Origin of the sequence: Streptomyces sp. V3I8 (assembly GCF_030817535.1) — a bacterium.
In the GTDB taxonomy this organism is placed as follows: Bacteria; Actinomycetota; Actinomycetes; order Streptomycetales; family Streptomycetaceae; genus Streptomyces.
In genome coordinates this window covers 2,819,284-2,837,673 of sequence record NZ_JAUSZL010000002.1, presented here as the reverse complement: position 1 = coordinate 2,837,673, position 18,390 = coordinate 2,819,284, and the positions used below count along the sequence as shown (strand labels likewise).

The 18,390-nt window shown below is 71.4% G+C and carries 10 protein-coding genes; 1 reads left to right on the top strand and 9 read right to left on the bottom strand.

Annotated features, from left to right (window positions below; genetic code table 11):
* Positions 1-42: 42 nt before the first annotated feature.
* The 3 genes from QFZ75_RS12315 to QFZ75_RS12305 form a co-directional block, all read right to left on the bottom strand.
* A complete protein-coding gene (locus QFZ75_RS12315; protein WP_307536416.1) occupies positions 43-1,509 on the bottom strand; it encodes a maltokinase in 1,467 nt (488 codons plus the stop codon).
* A gap of 112 nt (positions 1,510-1,621) precedes the next feature.
* Complete coding sequence (treS, locus tag QFZ75_RS12310; protein ID WP_307536413.1) at positions 1,622-3,331, bottom strand: maltose alpha-D-glucosyltransferase; 1,710 nt, start codon at positions 3,329-3,331, stop codon at positions 1,622-1,624.
* Positions 3,328-5,634: an alpha-1,4-glucan--maltose-1-phosphate maltosyltransferase gene (locus tag QFZ75_RS12305; RefSeq protein WP_307536411.1), complete on the bottom strand. Its 2,307-nt coding sequence runs from the start codon at positions 5,632-5,634 to the stop codon at positions 3,328-3,330. Before QFZ75_RS12305 ends, treS begins: the two co-directional genes overlap by 4 nt.
* 1,088 nt (positions 5,635-6,722) lie before the next feature.
* Here QFZ75_RS12305 and QFZ75_RS12300 point away from each other — a divergent pair.
* Positions 6,723-9,341, top strand: a complete 2,619-nt coding sequence (locus QFZ75_RS12300; RefSeq protein ID WP_307536410.1) for a glycosyltransferase family 1 protein — start codon at positions 6,723-6,725, stop codon at positions 9,339-9,341.
* 58 nt (positions 9,342-9,399) lie between these two features.
* On the opposite strand, the gene QFZ75_RS12295 is transcribed toward QFZ75_RS12300, so the two are convergent.
* The 6 genes from QFZ75_RS12295 to QFZ75_RS12270 all read right to left on the bottom strand — a co-directional run bounded on the left by QFZ75_RS12295 (position 9,400) and on the right by QFZ75_RS12270 (position 18,280).
* On the bottom strand, positions 9,400-9,906 hold the full coding sequence (locus tag QFZ75_RS12295; protein WP_307536408.1) for a DUF1990 family protein: 507 nt from the start codon (positions 9,904-9,906) through the stop codon (positions 9,400-9,402).
* A gap of 71 nt (positions 9,907-9,977) precedes the next feature.
* Entirely contained in the window at positions 9,978-11,621 is a 1,644-nt protein-coding gene (locus QFZ75_RS12290) for a M4 family metallopeptidase (RefSeq protein WP_307536406.1), read from the bottom strand.
* A gap of 319 nt (positions 11,622-11,940) precedes the next feature.
* Complete coding sequence (locus QFZ75_RS12285; RefSeq protein ID WP_373465852.1) at positions 11,941-14,022, bottom strand: M4 family metallopeptidase; 2,082 nt, start codon at positions 14,020-14,022, stop codon at positions 11,941-11,943.
* A 280-nt stretch (positions 14,023-14,302) separates the two neighbouring features.
* Entirely contained in the window at positions 14,303-14,470 is a 168-nt protein-coding gene (locus QFZ75_RS12280; protein ID WP_307536404.1) for a hypothetical protein, read from the bottom strand.
* A gap of 106 nt (positions 14,471-14,576) precedes the next feature.
* Complete coding sequence (locus QFZ75_RS12275; protein WP_307536403.1) at positions 14,577-16,433, bottom strand: ABC transporter ATP-binding protein; 1,857 nt, start codon at positions 16,431-16,433, stop codon at positions 14,577-14,579.
* The gene (locus QFZ75_RS12270; RefSeq protein ID WP_307536401.1) at positions 16,430-18,280 is read right to left on the bottom strand and encodes an ABC transporter ATP-binding protein; all 1,851 of its coding nucleotides are present in this window, start codon (positions 18,278-18,280) and stop codon (positions 16,430-16,432) included. The genes QFZ75_RS12275 and QFZ75_RS12270 overlap by 4 nt, the downstream gene beginning before the upstream one ends.
* Positions 18,281-18,390 lie beyond the last annotated feature (110 nt).

Genomic DNA, 18,390 nt, shown 5'->3' with positions numbered 1-18,390 from the left:
TAGACGGAACGGAATGTCGGTGGTGGTTCGGGTTCTGCGGGGTCAGGACGGGGCGGTGCCGGGGAAGGCCAGGCGGGCGATCGCCGCCATCGGCACCGGCAGCCAGTCCGGCCGGTGCCGTGCCTCGTACACGACCTCGTAGATCGCCTTGTCGGTCTCGTAGGCGCGCAGCAGCACCGGATCCGTGCGCGGATCGCGGCCGCCCGCCTCGGCGTACCCGGAGCAGAAGGCGGCCCGGCACGTGTCGGCCCAGCCGGGCACGGCGGACGGGGGCGGCGGGGGCGTCCCCTCCGCCCGGGCGGCTCCGGGACTCCGGGGGAGCGAGTGCGCGGCGTAGTCGAAGGAGCGGAGCATGCCGGCCACGTCCCGGGCGGTCGGCTGGGGCAGACGCCGCTCGGTGAGCGACTTGGAGGGCTCGCCCTCGAAGTCGATCAGCGACCAGTCCCCGGACGGTGACCGCAGGCACTGCCCCAGATGCAGGTCGCCGTGTATCCGCTGGGCCGTCCACGTCTCGCCCTCGCCCGCCAGATCGGCGAGCGCGTCGAAGGCGGAGCGCAGACCGGGCGCGTACGGCCGCAGGAGGGGCACCGCCTGCACGGCCGCCTCCAGCCGCTCGGTCATGCCGTCCGTGAGCAGTTCCATCTGCCGGTGCCCCAGGGTCACCGCGGGCAGCGCCCGGGCCAGCGCCGTGTGCACCTCGGCCGTGGCGCGGCCGAGCGCCCGGGCCTCCCCGCTGAAGTCCTCGCCCTTGGCGAGCTCGCGCAGGGCGAGCTCCCAGCCGTCCGAGGCACCCTGGAGGAAGGGCTGCAGGACACCCAGGACGTACGGGTCCCCGGGGTGGCCGGCCAGGTCCGCCAGCATCCAGCCGGCCGGCGCCAGAACGCGCGGGCAGCCCTCGCGGGCCAGCGCCAGCGGCAGCTCCAGATCGGGGTTGATCCCCGGCACGATCCTGCGCAGGAGCTTCAGGATGAACGTATCTCCATAGACGAGGGACGAATTCGACTGCTCGGCCGTCACGAGGCGGGGCACCAGGTCGTCCCGGATCTCCTGCTGCCTGTCGCGCTCGAAACGCAGCTCACCGAGGCGCGCCCGTCCCCGCAGGGCCTCCAGCAGGACGCCGGCGGGCCGTGGGTCGTGCAGCGCCTCGTACACGGTGCGCCCGGCCAGCGGGCCCCGCGTCGGGTGGCCGATCAGCGCGGGCGCCAGCCGCGGCGGCAGCGTTTCGCGCACACCGAGCAACAGCTGGTAGCAGTCGCCCGGGTGCGAGGGGGCTCCCTGCGTCGGTACGAGCGGCTGGTGCGCCTGTACGAGCAGGTGGAGCAGTCCCAGCGCGGAGTTCAGCGGCAGGATCTCCGTCGCCGAGACCAGGGAGAACCCGGTGACGGGGCGGCCCTTGCCCGCGAACCACCGCTGCCGTGGGAGCCACTCGCGGAGCAGTGGGTCGAGGGACGCGAGGAGACCGGGGTCCGTCGACGTGGAGGGCACTGAATGAGTGACGGCTTCGGACATGTCGTCGCGTCCTTTACCCGGAGGTCCTTTACCCGGAGTCGGGGTGTTACTACTGCGTGCCCAGGGCGGAGCGGAGGAAACCGCCCCGCCGTCCGTTGTGCCGGTTCCCCGGTCACCGGGACCGGACCGTGTCCTTGCGGAGCCGGAACCAGTAGAAGCCGTGGCCGGCGAGGGTGAGGAGGTAGGGGAGCTCGCCGATGGCGGGGAAGCGGACGCCGCCGATGAGTTCGACGGGGTGGCGTCCGGCGAAGGCCTGGAGGTCGAGTTCGGTGGGCTGGGCGAAGCGGGAGAAGTTGTGGACGCACAGGACGAGGTCGTCCTTGTACTCGCGCAGGAAGGCGATGACGGCGGGGTTGGAGGAGGGGAGTTCGGTGTAGGAGCCGAGGCCGAAGGCGGGGTTCTGTTTGCGGATCTCGATCATGCGTCGGGTCCAGTGGAGCAGGCTGGAGGGGTTGCTCATGGAGGCTTCGACGTTGGTGACCTGGTAGCCGTGGACGGGGTCCATGATGGTGGGCAGGAAGAGGCGTCCGGGGTCGCAGGAGGAGAATCCGGCGTTGCGGTCGGGGGTCCACTGCATGGGGGTGCGTACCGCGTCGCGGTCGCCGAGCCAGATGTTGTCGCCCATGCCGATCTCGTCGCCGTAGTAGAGGATCGGGGAGCCGGGCAGGGACAGCAGGAGTGCGGTGAACAGTTCGATCTGGTTGCGGTCGTTGTCCAGGAGGGTGGCCAGGCGCCGGCGGATGCCGATGTTGGCGCGCATGCGGGGGTCCTTGGCGTATTCCGCATACATGTAGTCGCGTTCTTCGTCGGTGACCATCTCCAGGGTGAGTTCGTCGTGGTTGCGCAGGAAGATGCCCCATTGGCAGCCGGAGGGGATGGCGGGGGTCTTGGCGAGGATTTCGGAGACGGGGTAGCGCGATTCGCGGCGTACGGCCATGAAGATGCGGGGCATGACGGGGAAGTGGAAGGCCATGTGGCATTCGTCGCCGCCGGCGGTGTAGTCGCCGAAGTAGTCGACGACGTCTTCGGGCCATTGGTTGGCTTCGGCGAGCAGGACGGTGTCGGGGTAGTGGGCGTCGATCTCGGCGCGGACGCGTTTGAGGACGTGGTGGGTGGCGGGGAGGTTTTCGCAGTCGGTGCCCTCTTCGGCGAAGAGGTAGGGCACGGCGTCCAGGCGGAAGCCGTCGATGCCCAGGTCGAGCCAGAATTTGAGGGCGGAGATGATTTCTTCGACGACGGCGGGGTTTTCGAAGTTGAGGTCGGGCTGGTGGGAGAAGAAGCGGTGGAAGTAGTACTGCTTGCGGATGGGGTCGAAGGTCCAGTTGGAGACTTCGGTGTCGACGAAGATGATGCGGGCATCGGCGTACTGCTGGTCGTCGTCGGCCCACATGTAGTAGTCGCCGTAGGGGCCGGTGGGGTCGTTGCGGGAGGCCTGGAACCACGGGTGCTGGTCGCTGGTGTGGTTCATGACGAAGTCGATGATGACGCGCATGCCGCGCTGGTGGGCGGCGTCGACGAATTCGACGAAGTCGGCGAGGTCGCCGAATTCGGGCAGGACGGCGGTGTAGTCGGAGACGTCGTAGCCGCCGTCGCGCAGGGGCGACTGGAAGAAGGGGGGCAGCCACAGGCAGTCGACGCCCAGCCATTGCAGGTAGTCGAGTTTGGCGGTGAGGCCTTTGAGGTCGCCGATGCCGTCGCCGTTGCTGTCCTGGAAGGAGCGTACGAGGACTTCGTAGAAGACGGCGCGTTTGAACCATTCGGGGTCGCGGTCCTTGGCGGGGGTGTCTTCGAACTTGTCTTCGACGGGCTCGTTGACGATCATGTGGGTGACCCTCCGGTGGGCGGTGAGGACGGTCGCAGGACGCTCATGACGTGCGCGGGCCGCTCTCCCGGCGTGAGGCGCACGTAGTTGGTCCTGCCCCAGTGGTATGTCTCGCCGGAGAGCTCGTCGCGCACCGGCACCGACGCGTGCCAGTCCAGGCCGAGTCGTGGCATGTCCAACGAGACCGTGGCCTCCTGGGTGTGGTGGGGGTCGAGGTTCACGACCACCAGAACCGTGTTCGATCCGCGTGCGTCCGTGACGGACTTCGAGTACGCGAGCACCGCGTCCTTGTCCGTGTGGTGGAAATGCAGGTCGCGCAGTTGCCGAAGGGCGGGGCTGCGACGTCTGATCGCGTTGAGTTCGGCGATCAGGGGGGCGATGCTACGACCCTCGCGTTCCGCCGCCTCCCAGTCCCGCGGACGCAGTTCGTACTTTTCGGAGTTCAGGTATTCTTCGCTGCCCTCACGCACAGGTGTGCCTTCGCACAGCTCGTATCCGCTGTAGACACCCCAGGTCGGGGAGAGCGTCGCCGCCAGTACCGCGCGCAGTTCGAAAGCGGGCCGCCCGCCGTGCTGCAGGAATTCGTGCAGGATGTCCGGGGTGTTGACGAAGAAATTGGGCCGCATGTAGGCGGCCGCGTCACCGGAGAGCTCGGTGAGGTATTCGGTCAGTTCCTCTTTGGTGTTGCGCCAGGTGAAATAAGTGTACGACTGCTGGAAACCGATCGCACCGAGCGTGTGCATCATCGCGGGGCGGGTGAACGCCTCCGCCAGGAAGATCACGTCCGGGTCGGTGCGGTTGATGTCCGCGATCACCTGCTCCCAGAAGACGACCGGTTTCGTGTGCGGATTGTCCACGCGGAAGATCCGCACCCCGTGCGCCATCCAGAACCGCAGCACCCGCAGCGTCTCCCGCACCAGGCCGGGCATGTCCGCGTCGAAGGCGATCGGATAGATGTCCTGGTACTTCTTCGGCGGGTTCTCCGCGTACGCGATCGTGCCGTCGGAGCGGTGGTGGAACCACTCCGGGTGCTTCTCCACCCACGGGTGGTCGGGCGAGCACTGGAGCGCGAAGTCGAGCGCGATCTCCAGGTTCAGTTCGGCGGCCCGGCGCACGAAGTCGTCGAAGTCGTCGATGGTGCCGAGGTCGGGGTGGACGGCGTCGTGCCCGCCCTCCGCCGAGCCGATCGCCCAGGGGACCCCGACGTCGTCCGGGCCCGGGTCCAGCGTGTTGTTGGGGCCCTTGCGGAAGGTCGTGCCGATGGGGTGGACCGGCGGCAGGTACACCACGTCGAAGCCCATGGCGGCGATCGCGGGCAGCCGTGCCGCCGCGGTCCGGAACGTGCCGCTGACCGGCGGCTTCCCGGGCTCCACCACCGCGCCCTCCGAGCGCGGGAAGAACTCGTACCAGGAGCCGTACAGCGCCCGCTCCCGCTCCACGAGGAGGGGGAGCGGCTCGGCGGACGTGACCAGCTCGCGCAGGGGGTGGCGCGCGAGGACGTGGCGCACGTCGGGGGTGAGCGCGGCGGCCAGCCGGGCGGCGGCGGGACGGCCGGTGTCGCGCAGCGCCCGCACGGCCGCGAGGAGCGTGTCGCGCCGCCCCTTGCTCTGCGGCACGCCGGCCGCGGCCCGCTCGTACAGCAGCGCGCCCTCCTCCAGGACCAGCTCGGTGTCGATCCCCGCCGGGATCTTGATCCCGGCGTGGTGGTGCCAGGTGGAGACGGGGTCGCTCCAGGCCTCCACGGTGTACGTCCACAGACCTGTCTCCGGTACGGAGACGGTGGCGCCCCAGCGGTCCGTGCCGGGCGCGAGCTCGCGCAGGGGCGTCCAGGGTCCCGGGCGCCCCTCGGGGTCACGCAGGACGACGTTCGCGGCGACCGCGTCATGGCCCTCGCGGAAGACCGTCGCGGAGATCTCGAAGGCCTCTCCCGCCACGGCCTTCGCGGGGCGGCGGCCACCCGCGACGAGGGGGCGCACGTCCAGGACGGGGATACGGCCGATCACGGGCGTGTACTGCGGCGCACTCGCGGGCGCGGCCGGCTGCGGTGATCCGGCCGGCTGCGGTGAGCCGGCCGATTTCGCCGGCTCCGCCAATTTCGCCGGCCTGGCGGACTTCGGTGTCTTGGCCTGCTTGGCCTGCTTGCTCGTCCTGGCAGGCTTGGGCGGCTTCGCCGCCCCTGTCGTCCCGGCCGTCCCGGTCCTGGTCGCCGGTGACCGTGGCCGCTCCGCTTCCGCCCCCTGGTCGGGGGGTGGTGTCGTGCCGGGCGTCGGGGGTGGTGACGGCTGATGGTGCATGGCGGGCATGACCGCTCCTGTCCGCGTCAACGAGGGTGGGCGGATGAGAGTGTGAGGAGGTGGTCCTGTGGTGCGTACCGGAGGAGCCTTCCCACCCCTTCCGGGTAGGCAATCCGGCACTTTGTTAACTACTCGCGCGTATGTCCACACACAAGACCGACCTCGCCCGACGAGTATCCGCCAAGGATCCTCCAAGGATCTGCCCCGGATTCGCGAGATGAGACCGGTCTCTTAGTACGCGATGGTCAAGAGTTGTCGGTCTGCGGGGGTCCGGTCGGTGGACCGGGGCCCGCGACGGACCGTCCGCCGGTGGCGGCCGGCTCGGGGAGAGCCCCGCTGACCTGCGCGGAAGCCGCCGTGGAGGAGCCGGTGGGACACCGCCCGGCCGCATCCGCCGCATGGGGTGACGCCATCGGGATACCCGGAGGGATCACTCTGTCGGTGCAGCTCGTGCGGGAGGTGGAGGTGACGTCCACACCGGGGGCGACCAGGTCCGGCCGCGTGCCCCGGTACGGGAGGTCCGGCCGTCCCGCCCGGCGCGCCCGTCCGGCAGGTGTCACCGTCGTGCCGGTCCCCTCCTCGGGCCGGTGCGACCCGGCCGGGGGCGTACGCCCCCGCCCGGGGCCCCCGCACACTTCGCGGGCCCCGGGCGGCCGTGGGAGGCCGTGGCCGGATCGCCACGCGGCGGCCTCTCGTGCGGCGGGAGGTGCCACCAGGCCGCACGGCGGGGCGGAACCGGCCGTACCGCCCGTTCGGCCCACACGCGGCGGCGGCGAAATCGAGCCGCCCGGGCAGGGCGCGGGCCCGGGCGCCCGGGGCCCCTGAGCGGGACGCGACCGGCCGCGGGCGGTCCGGACCGTGGCACCGCGCACCGCGCGGAGCACTTCGCGCCGTAGTTGCACGGGCACCCGCGCCGCTACCGTCGTGGGTGACGGGGGCGCACACCGACGTGTGTCCTCGCGGCCCCGGTCCTGACCGAATCGCCCCGATGCACCGCACCGCCCGACACACCGTCCCGACATATCGCCCCGACACACCGTCCCGACACACCGCTCTGGTACGCCGCCCTGGTACGTCCTCCGTGAAGGTGGAAGCTCGTGAAGGCCATCCGCAGGTTCACCGTGCGTCCCGTACTCCCCGAAGCCCTCCAGCCCCTCAGCGACCTGGCGCGCAACCTGCGCTGGTCCTGGCACGCCGAGACGCGTGACCTCTTCCAGTCCGTGGACCCCGAGCGCTGGGTGTCCTCCGGCTGCGATCCCGTACGCCTCCTCGGGAACGTGTCGTCCGGACGGCTGGCCCAGCTCGCGCAGGACCGGCGGTTCGTCCGGCGGCTGTCCGGCGCCGCCCACGAACTGGACGACTACGTGACAGGGGACCGCTGGTACCAGTCCCAGCCGCCCGGGCTCCCCGACGCCATCGCCTACTTCTCGCCCGAGTTCGGCATCACGGCCGCGCTGCCCCAGTACTCCGGGGGTCTCGGCATCCTCGCCGGGGACCACCTCAAGGCGGCCAGCGACCTCGGTGTGCCCCTGATCGGTGTCGGACTGCTCTACCGGCACGGCTACTTCCGCCAGTCCCTGTCCCGGGACGGCTGGCAGCAGGAGCACTATCCGGTCCTGGACCCCAACGAACTGCCCGTCTCCCTGCTGCGCGAGGCCGACGGCACGCCCTCCCAGGTCTCCCTGGCGCTGCCCGGCGGTACGGCCCTGCACGCGCGTATCTGGCTGGCCCAGGTCGGCCGGGTCCCGCTGCTGCTGCTCGACTCCGACGTCGAGGAGAACGACCTCGGCGAGCGCGGCGTCACCGACCGGCTGTACGGCGGCGGCAGCGAGCACCGGCTGCTGCAGGAGATGCTGCTCGGCATCGGCGGGGTGCGCGCCGTCCGTACGTACTGCAGGCTCACCGGACACGCGCGGCCCGAGGTGTTCCACACGAACGAGGGCCACGCGGGCTTCCTCGGCCTGGAGCGCATCCACGAACTCTCCCAGGAGGACCTCGGCTTCGACGCCGCGCTGGAGGCGGTCAGGGCCGGCACCGTCTTCACGACCCACACCCCCGTACCGGCCGGCATCGACCGCTTCGACCGGGAGCTGGTGGCCCGCCACTTCGGCCCCGCCGCCGAGCTGCCGCGCATCGACGTCGAGCGCATCCTGCGCCTCGGCATGGAGACGTATCCGGGCGGTGAGCCGAACCTCTTCAACATGGCGGTGATGGGCCTGCGGCTCGGCCAGCGGGCGAACGGCGTCTCCCTGCTGCACGGCCAGGTCAGCCGCGAGATGTTCGCGGGGCTGTGGCCGGGCTTCGACCCGGCCGAGGTCCCCATCACCTCGGTGACGAACGGCGTCCACGCCCCCACCTGGGTGGCGCCCGAGGTGCTGCGGCTCGGCGCCCGGCAGATCGGCGCGCAGCGCACCGAGGACGCCCTCACCGTCGGCGGCTCCGACCGCTGGGACGCCGTCGCCGACATCCCCGACCAGGACATCTGGGAGCTGCGGCGCTCCCTGCGCGAGCAACTGGTGACCGAGGTGCGCGAGCGGCTGTACGCGTCCTGGCGGCAGCGGGGCGCGGGGAGCGCGGAGCTGGGCTGGATCGACGGCGTGCTGGACCCGGACGTCCTGACGATCGGCTTCGCGCGCCGCGTGCCGTCGTACAAGCGCCTGACGCTGATGCTGCGCGACCGCGACCGGCTCATGGACCTGCTGCTGCACTCCGAGCGGCCCGTCCAGATCGTGGTGGCGGGCAAGGCCCACCCGGCCGACGACGGCGGCAAGCGCCTCGTCCAGGAGCTGGTGCGCTTCGCCGACGACCCGCGCGTGCGCCACCGCATCGTCTTCCTCCCCGACTACGGCATGGCGATGGCGCAGAAGCTGTACCCCGGCTGCGACATCTGGCTCAACAACCCGCTGCGCCCGCTGGAGGCGTGCGGCACGTCGGGCATGAAGGCGGCGCTGAACGGCTGCCTCAACCTGTCGGTGCTCGACGGCTGGTGGGACGAATGGTTCCGGCCCGACTTCGGCTGGGCGATCCCCACGGCGGACGGCACCGCGGTCGACGACGACCGCCGCGACGAACTGGAGGCCACGGCCCTCTACGACCTGCTGGAACAGCGGGTGGCCCCGCGCTTCTACGAACGGGGGCAGGCCGGCCTGCCCGACCGCTGGATCGAGATGGTCCGCCAGACCCTGACCCATCTGGGCCCGAAGGTCCTGGCGGGCCGCATGGTCCGTGAGTACGTGGAGCGCCTCTACGCCCCGGCGGCGCTGGCCCACCGGGCCATGGACCACTCCTCCGCCAGGGAACTGGCGGTGTGGAAGTCCCGGGTGCGGACGGCTTGGCCGCACGTCACGGTCGACCACGTCGAGACGACCGCGGTGACGGCGACGGCCGAACTGGGCTCGACGCTCTCCCTGCGGGTCCTGGTGGGCCTCGGTGACCTGGCCCCGGACGATGTCGAGGTCCAGGCGGTCTCGGGCCGCGTCGACACGGAGGACCGCATCACGGACGGCACGACGTTCCCGCTGAAACCGGCGGGCGGCCCCGACCAGGACGGCCGCTGGCTGTACGAGGGCCCGCTCTCCCTCGACCGCACGGGCTCCTTCGGCTACACGGTCCGCGTCCTCCCGGCCCACCGGCTCCTGGCGTCCGGCGCGGAACTGGGCCTGGTGGCGGTGCCCGCGGAGGAGCTGGCGGAGGGGGCGGGGGTGCTGCTGCGGTGAGGCGCCGCCCCTGACGCGGTGAGATGCGCGGGCGGCGTCCGTGGCCTCCGGAACACCTCTAGGGCTTGTCGTCCCCCGCGCACATCCGCCGCAGCACCGTCCCGCACCGTCGCGCGTACGCGTGCTGCAGGCCCCGGGTCGCCGCCCCGCCGGCCTTCGCGTACCACTTCGCCGGGCGGCTGAAGGCGGTCACGGTCAGCCAGACCGTGCCGTCGCCCGTGCGGTCGACCACGAAGGCCTCCTCGCCGGACTCCGGATGGCCGGGGAGGGTGCCGTAGGCCCAGCCGGCGCGGCGCGGTTCGTCCAGGGTCCAGACGATGCGGCAGGGAGCCCTGACGAGAGGGCCCAGGCCGACCGTCACGTCCACGCCCGGGGCCGCCTCGGCGGCGTCCGTGGTGATCGTGACGCCGATCGCCCTGTGGAGCTCCCAGGTCAGGACCGCCCGGGCGGCGGTCCTGAAGACCTCGTGGCCCTCGCCTATGCGGGTGCGGACGTGCAGGGGGTGGAAGCCGGGCGGGCACCGGCCGTCGCGGGTCGCGCCCACGTCCTCGTACGTGAAGGGCATGGGAACCAAGAGTAGGGCGGTACCCGGGGATGTCTCGTCCCGGGTACCGCCCACTCACGACTTCCCTGTTGTCAGGCGACGTTCACGCCGGACCAGGCGGCTGCGACCGCCTTGTACTCGGTGCTCGTCGAGCCGTACAGCGCCGACGCCGCGCTCAGCGTCGCCGTACGGGCGCCCGCGTACTTCGTCGTGGACGTCATGTACTCGGTGAGCGCCTTGTACCAGATCTTGATCGCCTTGTCCCGGCCGATGCCGGTGAGCGTCGTGCCGTTCGACGTCGTCGAGTTGTAGCTGACGCCGTTGATGGTCTTGGCGCCGCTGCCCTCCGAGAGGAGGTAGAAGAAGTGGTTCGCCGGGCCCGACGAGTAGTGCACGTCGACCGAGCCGAGGCTCGACGACCAGCTGTCCTTGGACGCGCCGTCCTTGCTCGGCTTGTCCATGTAGCGCAGCGGGGTGCCGTTGCCGTTGATGTTGATCTTCTCGCCGATGAGGTAGTCGCCGACGTCGGTGGAGTTGGCCGCGTAGAACTCGACCGCCGTGCCGAAGATGTCGGAGGTGGCCTCGTTCAGGCCGCCCGACTCACCGCTGTAGTTGAGGCCCGCGGTGTTCGCCGTGACGCCGTGGCTCATCTCGTGGCCCGCGACGTCCAGCGAGGTGAGCGGCTTGACGCTGCCCGAGCCGTCGCCGTACGTCATGCAGAAGCAGGAGTCCTGCCAGAAGGCGTTGACGTACGCCGTGCTGTAGTGGACGCGGGAGTAGGCCGCGACGCCGTTGTTCTTGATGCCCGTGCGGCCGAGCACGTTCTTGTAGAAGTCCCAGGTGACCTGGGCCCCGTAGTGCGCGTCGACGGCCGCCGTCTGGGTGTTGGACGCCGCGCCCGTGCCCCACGTGTCGTCCGCGTCGGTGAAGAGGGTGCCGGTGCCGGACGTGCCCTTGTTTAGGTTGTACGTCTTGTGCGAGCCCCGGGAGGTGTCGTTGAGCTGGTACGTCGAGCCGGAGAGCGAGGTGCCGATGGTGACCTTGCCGGAGTACTGGCTGTTGCCGATACCGGTCTTGACCGCCTCCCACTCGTACAGCTTCTTGCCCGACTCGGCGTCGGTGACGACGTGCAGCTCCTGCGGGGTGCCGTCGTGCTGGAAGCCGCCGACGACCGTCTCGTAGGCCAGGACCGGCTTGCCGTCGGCCGCCCAGACGACCTTGCGGGGCGCCTTGTCGGCGGCGGACTTCTTGCTGCCCTCGGCCTTCGCGGCCGACACGGCCTGCTTCTCGGCGGCGGCCCTGGTGATGTCCGGGGTGACGTCGGAGACCTTGATGGTCGCCTTGGTCGCCTTCGTCACGCCCTGGGTCCGGCCGGCCTCGGTCGCGTGGACGACCAGGTCGCCGCCGAGGACGGGCAGTCCCGCGTAGGTGCGCTCGTAGCGGGTGTGGGTCGTGCCGTCGACGTTCTTGACGACGTCTCTGACGACCAGCTTCTCGTCGGCGCCGAGACCTATCTCGTCCGCGGTCTGCGTGGCGGCCGCGTCGGCCTTCTGGATGAGGCTCGTACGGGCTGCCGGGGTCAGCTGGACCGGCGCCGCGGCGAGGGCCGTGTCGGACTGCTCGGCCGGGGTCTGGGCGGAGGCGGTGGTGAGACCGGTGGTGAGGAGGGCTCCGGCCGCGACAGCGGTGGCGATGGCGAGGGTGGTGCGGTTGCGACGCGCGTAGAGGGGGGTCACACAAGCTCCTTCGTGGGGGGTGTCCGACCGGCATGGGGAAGCGGTCGGGCTGCGGTGAAGTTGCGGTGCGGGGCGTGCCGTTGGTGCGAGGTGAACAGTGCCAGTTGGGTCGCGTACATGTCAGTGGGGCAAATGGAGGTTGGCCGGAAATCGTCCGTTGCCCGAAGATCCGCGTACGCAATGCGGACTCGATCACCCGCAAAGATCCGGCAATGGGACCGGTAACCACAGGTAAGGGAGCGGTAAAACCCAGGTCAAGAGGGTGCCGCCCCGGGAGTCGGCTTCCGGGGTGGCACCTGGTCGTGACGGGCCCGCCCGCCTAGGCCTGCGGGAAGGTGATCTTCCAGCCGTTGATCCTGCCGACGTCCTGCGCCGCCTGGTCCTGGACCCTCAACTGCCAGGTTCCGTTGGCCACTTCGGAGGACGCGTTGACGGTGTAGGGCCCGGTGACGTTGTCCGCCGAGTCCGAGGAGCTGAAGGACTTCAGGCGGTAGGCCGAACCGTCCGGTGCCACCAGGTCGACGACCAGGTCGCCGCGCCAGGTGTGGGTGATGTCCGGCGTCACGACCAGGTTGGAGGGAGCGTTTCCGGCCTGGCCGGAAACTGTTATCGAGGAGGTGACAGCGGCCCCGTTGTCCGGAATCGACACCACGGCCGTGCTCTCGAACGACGTGCCGCCGCCCCCGCCGCCGGGCCGGGTGCCGACGTTGATGCCGGCCCAGGCGTTCTGCACGGCCGTGTACTCGGCGCTCGTGGTGCCGTACAGCTCACCCGCGACCGCGAGCGTGCCGGTGCGGGCCGCCGCGTAGTTGGTCGTGGTCGTGAACTTGGTGGTGAGCGCCTTGAACCAGATCAGCGCGGCCTTGTCGCGGCCGATGCCGGTGACCGGCAGGCCGTCCGAGGTCGGCGAGTCGTACGCGACGCCGTTCACGGTCTTGGCGCCGCTGCCCTCGCTGAGCAGGTAGAAGAAGTGGTTCGCCGGACCCGAGGAGTAGTGCACGTCCACCGAGCCGATGCCCGAGTACCAGCTGTCCTTGGACGCGCCGTCCCTGCTGGGCTTGTCCATGTAGCGCAGCGGGGTGCCGTTGCCGTTGATGTCGATCTTCTCGCCGACCAGGTAGTCGCCGACGTCGGTGGAGTTGGCCGCGTAGAACTCGACCGCCGCCGCGAAGATGTCGGAGGTGGCCTCGTTCAGGCCGCCCGACTCGCCGCTGTAGTTGAGGCCCGCGGTGTTGGCCGTCACGCCGTGCGTCATCTCGTGCGCGGCCACGTCGATCGACGTCAGCGGCTTGGCGTTGCCCGACCCGTCGCCGTACGTCATGCAGAAGCAGGAGTCCTGCCAGAAGGCGTTGACGTAGTTGTTGCCGTAGTGGACGCGGGAGTACGCGCCGACGCCGTCCCCGCGGATACCGGTGCGGCCCTGGACGTTCTTGTAGTAGTCCCAGGTCAGCGCGGCCCCGTAGTGGGCGTCCGCGGCGGCCGTCTCGGTGTTCGAGGCGGCGCCGTTGCCCCACACGTCGTCCGGGCCGGAGAAGAGCGTGCCGGTGCCGGACGTGCCGCGGTTCAGGTTGTTCGTCCTGTGGTTGCCGCGGGTCGTGTCCGTGAGGTTGTACGTCGACCCGGACTGCGCGCTGCCGAGCGTCACCGAGCCGCTGTACTGGGTGTTGCCGGTGCCGTTGTCGACGCCCTGGTACTCGTACAGCTTCTTGCCGGTGGCCGCGTCCGTGACGACGTGCAGCTCGTTCGGGGTGCCGTCGTGCTGGAGCCCGCCGACGACCGTCTCGTACGCGAGAGTCGGTTTGCCGCCCGCCGCCCAGATCACCTTGCGGGCGCCGTCCGCCTCCGTCCGCTTCGAGCCCTCCGCGGCGGCGGCCCTGAGAGCCTGCTTCTCGGCGGTCGCCGGTTTCACGGCGGCGCTGGTGGTGAGGCCCTCCAGCCGGGCCTTCACCGCCCGGGTCACGCCTTCCGTCCTCCCCGACTTCGCGGTGTCGACCACCAGGTCGCCGCCGAGGACCGGGAGCCCGGCGTAGGTGCGCTCGTAGCGGGTGTGGACCGTGCCGTCGGCGTCCTTGACCACGTCACGGACGACGAGCTTCTCCTTGGCACCGAGGCCCAGTTCCGCCGCCGTGTCCGTCTTCGCGGAGTCGGCGTCGCGCAGCAGTGCGGCGCGCTGGGCGGGGGAGAGCTTGACGGCCAGGGACCCCTTGTCGAGCTTGCCCGGGGCGGGCCGGGCGTCGGCGGTCGCCGTGCCCGTCTGGACGGCCGCGGCGAGCAGGGCGGCGACGGCGACGAGCGCGCCCGCGGTGGCCTTGCGGCGGGTGGAGGTGGAGGTGGAGTGCGAGGTCTGTCTGTGGGAGGTGCGTCTCAACACGGACTCCTTCTGCGTGGCCACGGACCGCATGGCCAGAGGGGACCGGACGGCCGGCAGCCGGCCGGGCAGAACAAGACGGAACGCAGAACCACGTGCGTGGGGGGCACCACGCCACGGCGTCGGCAACTGTGGGGTTGCTGTGGAGTGGCTGTGGGAAGAGTGGCAGGCGAACGCCTCTCATGTCAGGTGCGCATCAAGAATTTGGCCGGAAAGGGTTCGTTGTCCGGGATTTCGTGTTCGGTATACGGATCCGCTGTCGTGCGGACGGACGGACAGCGGCGGGGGCGGGCGGGGGCGGGACGGACCGGGTTCAGGAAGGTGTCGGCCGCTCGCCGTGCCACGAGTGCCGGAGCGCCGCGTACGCGCCGTCCGCCGCCGCCCGGGACAGCAGGTACGGCGCCGGCGCCATCAGCACCATCCGGACGGTGGCCGGCAGCGCCCCGCCGCCGGCCGCCCCGGCTGCCGGGTGACCAGCCACCCCAGGTACCGGGCGCCGCCACGGCGGTCGGGTACGCCCGGACCGGCGTACGAGACGTCCGGGCGGGAACCGTCCGCGGACGCGGCCCCGCGCGTGCGCCGCGGTGTCACCGGGCCTGCCCCTGCACGAGGCTGTCCTGCCAGGCCCGGTGCAGGTCCGCGAAGCGGCCCGTGTCCTCGACGAGCCGGGCGGGGCTGCCGTCCTCCACGATGCGGCCGTGCTCCATGACGAGGACCCGGTCGGCGATCTCGACCGTCGACAGGCGGTGCGCGACGACCACCGCCGTACGGCCGTGCAGGACCGTGTCCATGGCCCGCTGGACGGCGCGTTCGCCCGGCACGTCCAGGGAACTGGTGGCCTCGTCGAGGATGAGGACGGCCGGGTCGGCGAGCAGGGCCCGCGCGAACGCCACCAGTTGGCGCTGACCGGCCGAGATGCGCCCGCCCCTCTTGCGTACGTCCGTGTCGTAGCCGTCCGGCAGGGCGCTGATGAAATCGTGGGCGCCGATGGACTTCGCGGCCCGCTCGATGTCCTCGCGGGAGGCGTCCGGGCGGCCGATGGCGATGTTCTCGGCGACCGTGCCGGAGAAGAGGAACGCCTCCTGCGTCACCATCACGACCCCGCGCCGCAGTTCGGGCACCGCCAGCTCACGCAGGTCCACGCCGTCGAGGAGGACCCGGCCGCTCGTGGGGTCGTAGAAGCGGGCCAGGAGTTTGGCGAGCGTCGACTTGCCGGCGCCCGTGGAGCCGACCACGGCGACGGTCTGGCCCGCCGGGATCGTCAGCGAGAAGGACGGCAGCACCTCGCCGCCGGTGCGGTAGGTGAAGCGGACGTCGTCGAACACGACCTCGCGGCCCGGGTGTTCGGAGGCGAGTGGGGGCAGGTCGCGCGGCTGTGCGGGCTCCGGCACCGAGGGGACCTGGGCCAGCAGGCCCGCCACCTTCTCCAGGGAGGCGGCCGCCGACTGGTAGGAGTTGAGGAACATGCCGAGCCGGTCGATCGGGTCGTACAGGCGGCGCAGGTACAGCACCGCGGCGGCCAGCACACCCAGCGCCAGCGAACCCGAGGCGACCCGGTAGGCGCCCCACAGCACGATTCCCGCGACCGCCGTGTTGGCGACCAGGCGGGAGCCGACGACATAGCGGGCCATCTCCAGGAGGGCGTCGCCGTTGCTGCGTTCGTGGCGGCTGTTGAGGGTGTGGAAGGCGGCGTCGTTGACGGCCTCGCGGCGGAAGGCGCGGACCGGCCTGATGCCGTTCATCGTCTCCGCGAACTTCACGATGACGGCGGCGATCGCGGTCGAGCGGACGCTGAACATCCGCCCGGCGCGGCGCCGGTAGAGCCGGATGAGGAGGTACAGCGGCACGAACGACGCCACCGCGACCGCGCCGAGGCCCAGGTCCAGCCAGAGCAGCAGCGCCGAGATGTAGACGAACGACAGGATGACGGTGATGAGTTCCTGCAGGCCCTCGCTGAGCAGTTCGCGCAGCGACTCGACGTCCGTCGTGGAGCGGGAGATGAGCCGGCCCGAGGTGTAGCGGTCGTGGAAGTCGACGCTCAGCGCCTGCGCGTGCCGGAAGATCCTGCCGCGCAGGTCGAGCAGGACGTCCTGGTTGACACGGGCGGAGACGAGGACGAAGCCGTACTGGAGGCCGCCGGCCGCCACCGAGCACAGCGCGTACGCGGCGGCCACCGCGATCAGCGGGCCGCGGTCGTCCGCGCGCAGGGCCGGTACGGCGCGGTCGATGGCGTACGCCACGAGCAGTGGGCCCACCTGCACCGCCGCCTGCTGGAGCAGGAGGAGGACCGCGGCGAGGGCGACGCGGGCCCGCAGGGGGGCGAGCAGTGAGCGCAGGAGGGTGGCCGTGGCATGCGGGGGAGCGGGCAGGGCGTCGCGGTCGAAGGGATCGCCGCCACCGTTGTCGCCGTCGTCCGTCGGCGCGGTGGCCGTGGGCGCCGTCATCGCGTCTCCCTCTCGGTCGTCAGGGTCCTTCCCGACATCAGCCAGGCGTACTCCGCGCTCGTCCGCAGCAGTTCGTGGTGCGTGCCCACCGCGGTGACACGGCCCCCGGAGAGCAGGGCCACGCGGTCGGCGAGCAGGACCGTGGACGGGCGGTGGGCCACGACCAGGGCGGTCGTCCCGGCGAGGACGCGGCGCAGGGCCGCCTCGACGAGGGCCTCCGTGTGGACGTCCAGGGCGGAGAGCGGGTCGTCCAGGACGAGGAAGCGGGGGCTGCCGACGACCGCCCGCGCCAGGGCGAGGCGCTGGCGCTGGCCGCCGGACAGGCTGAGGCCCTGCTCACCGACCTGGGTGTCCGTGCCCTGCGGGAGGGCGTGCGCGAAGTCCGCCTGCGCCACGGCCAGGGCGCGGCGCAGGTCGTCCTCGTCCGCGGTGCCGGCGGCGCCCATCAGGACGTTCTCGCGCACGGCGGCGGAGAAGAGAGTGGGCTCCTCGAAGGCGACCGCCACGAGGGTGCGCAGCTCCTCCCTGGGCATCGCGGTGATGTCGACGCCGTCCAGGGTGATCCGCCCGGACGTGATCTCGTGCAGCCGGGGCACGAGCGCGGTGAGCGTCGTCTTGCCGGAACCCGTGCCGCCGACGAGGGCCATGGTCTCGCCGTGCCGCACGTGCAGGTCGACACGGTCGAGCACGGGAACGCCGCCGGCTTCGGCGTCGGGATACCGGAACCGGACGTTCTCGAACCGCAGCCCGTCCCGGCCGTGGGCACCGGCGCCCGTGGCGGACGCGGCGGCCCGCGGCGCCGCGCCGGCCGGCCGCCCGGCACCGGACTCCGGCGGCGCGTCCATCACCTCGAAGTAGCGTTCCGTCGCCGTCGCCGCCTCCTGGCTCATCGCCAGGAGGAAGCCGATCGACTCCACTGGCCAGCGCAGGGCGAGGGCCGTGGAGAGGAACGCGACCAGCGTGCCGGCCGACAGGTCGCCGTCGGCGACCTGCACCGTGCCGAGCACGAGGGCCGCGCCGATGGCGAGTTCGGGCAGGGTCGTGATGGCGGCGTAGATGCCGGCGAGCAGCCGCGCCTTGGCGAGCTCCGTGCCGCGCAGCGTGCGGGAGAGGTCCCGGAAGGCGAGGGCCTGACTGCGGTGGCGCCCGAACCCCTTGATGATCCGGATGCCGAGCACGCTCTCCTCGACGAGCGTCGTCAGGTCGCCGACCTGGTCCTGCGCCTGCCGCGCCACCCGCGAGTACCGCTTCTCGAAGAGCCAGCAGAAGACCACCACCGGCAGCGCGGGCGCGAGCAGCACGAGTCCCAGGGCCCAGTCCTGGGCCAGCATGATCAGGACGCCCACGAGGATCGTCACCGAGTTGACCAGCAGGAACGTCAGCGGGAACGCGAGGAACATCCGCAGCAGCATCAGGTCGGTCGTGCCCCGCGACAGCAACTGCCCGCTGGGCCAGCGGTCGTGGAACGCGAGGGGCAGCCGCTGCAGGTGCCGGTACAGGTCCGCCCGCATCGTCGCCTCGACCCCGGCCAGCGGTCTGGCCACCAGCCACCGCCGCAGCCCGAACAGCACCGCTTCGGCGACACCGAGCAGCAGGAGGTACAGCGCTCCGAGCCACACACCGCCCGTGTCCCGGTCGGCCACCGGCCCGTCCACGATCCACTTCAGGACCAGCGGGATCACCAGCCCCGTGCAGGAGGCGACGACCGCGATCACGGCGGCGGTCCCGAGCCGGGCGCGCACGGGCCGTACGTACGGCCACAGGCGCAGCAGGCTGCGTACGGCGGAGCGGTGCGCGGCGGGTTCAGTCCCGGCGGCTTCCTCGGCGGGGGCGGGTGTAGTGGGCATCGACCATGAGCCTACGTTTCGGCACCGACAGTGCCCAAGGGGTTTTGGGCCGGTCCGGTTCCGTCGCTGGTCGTAGGACCAGCGACGGAACCGGACCGTGCGCGTTCCCG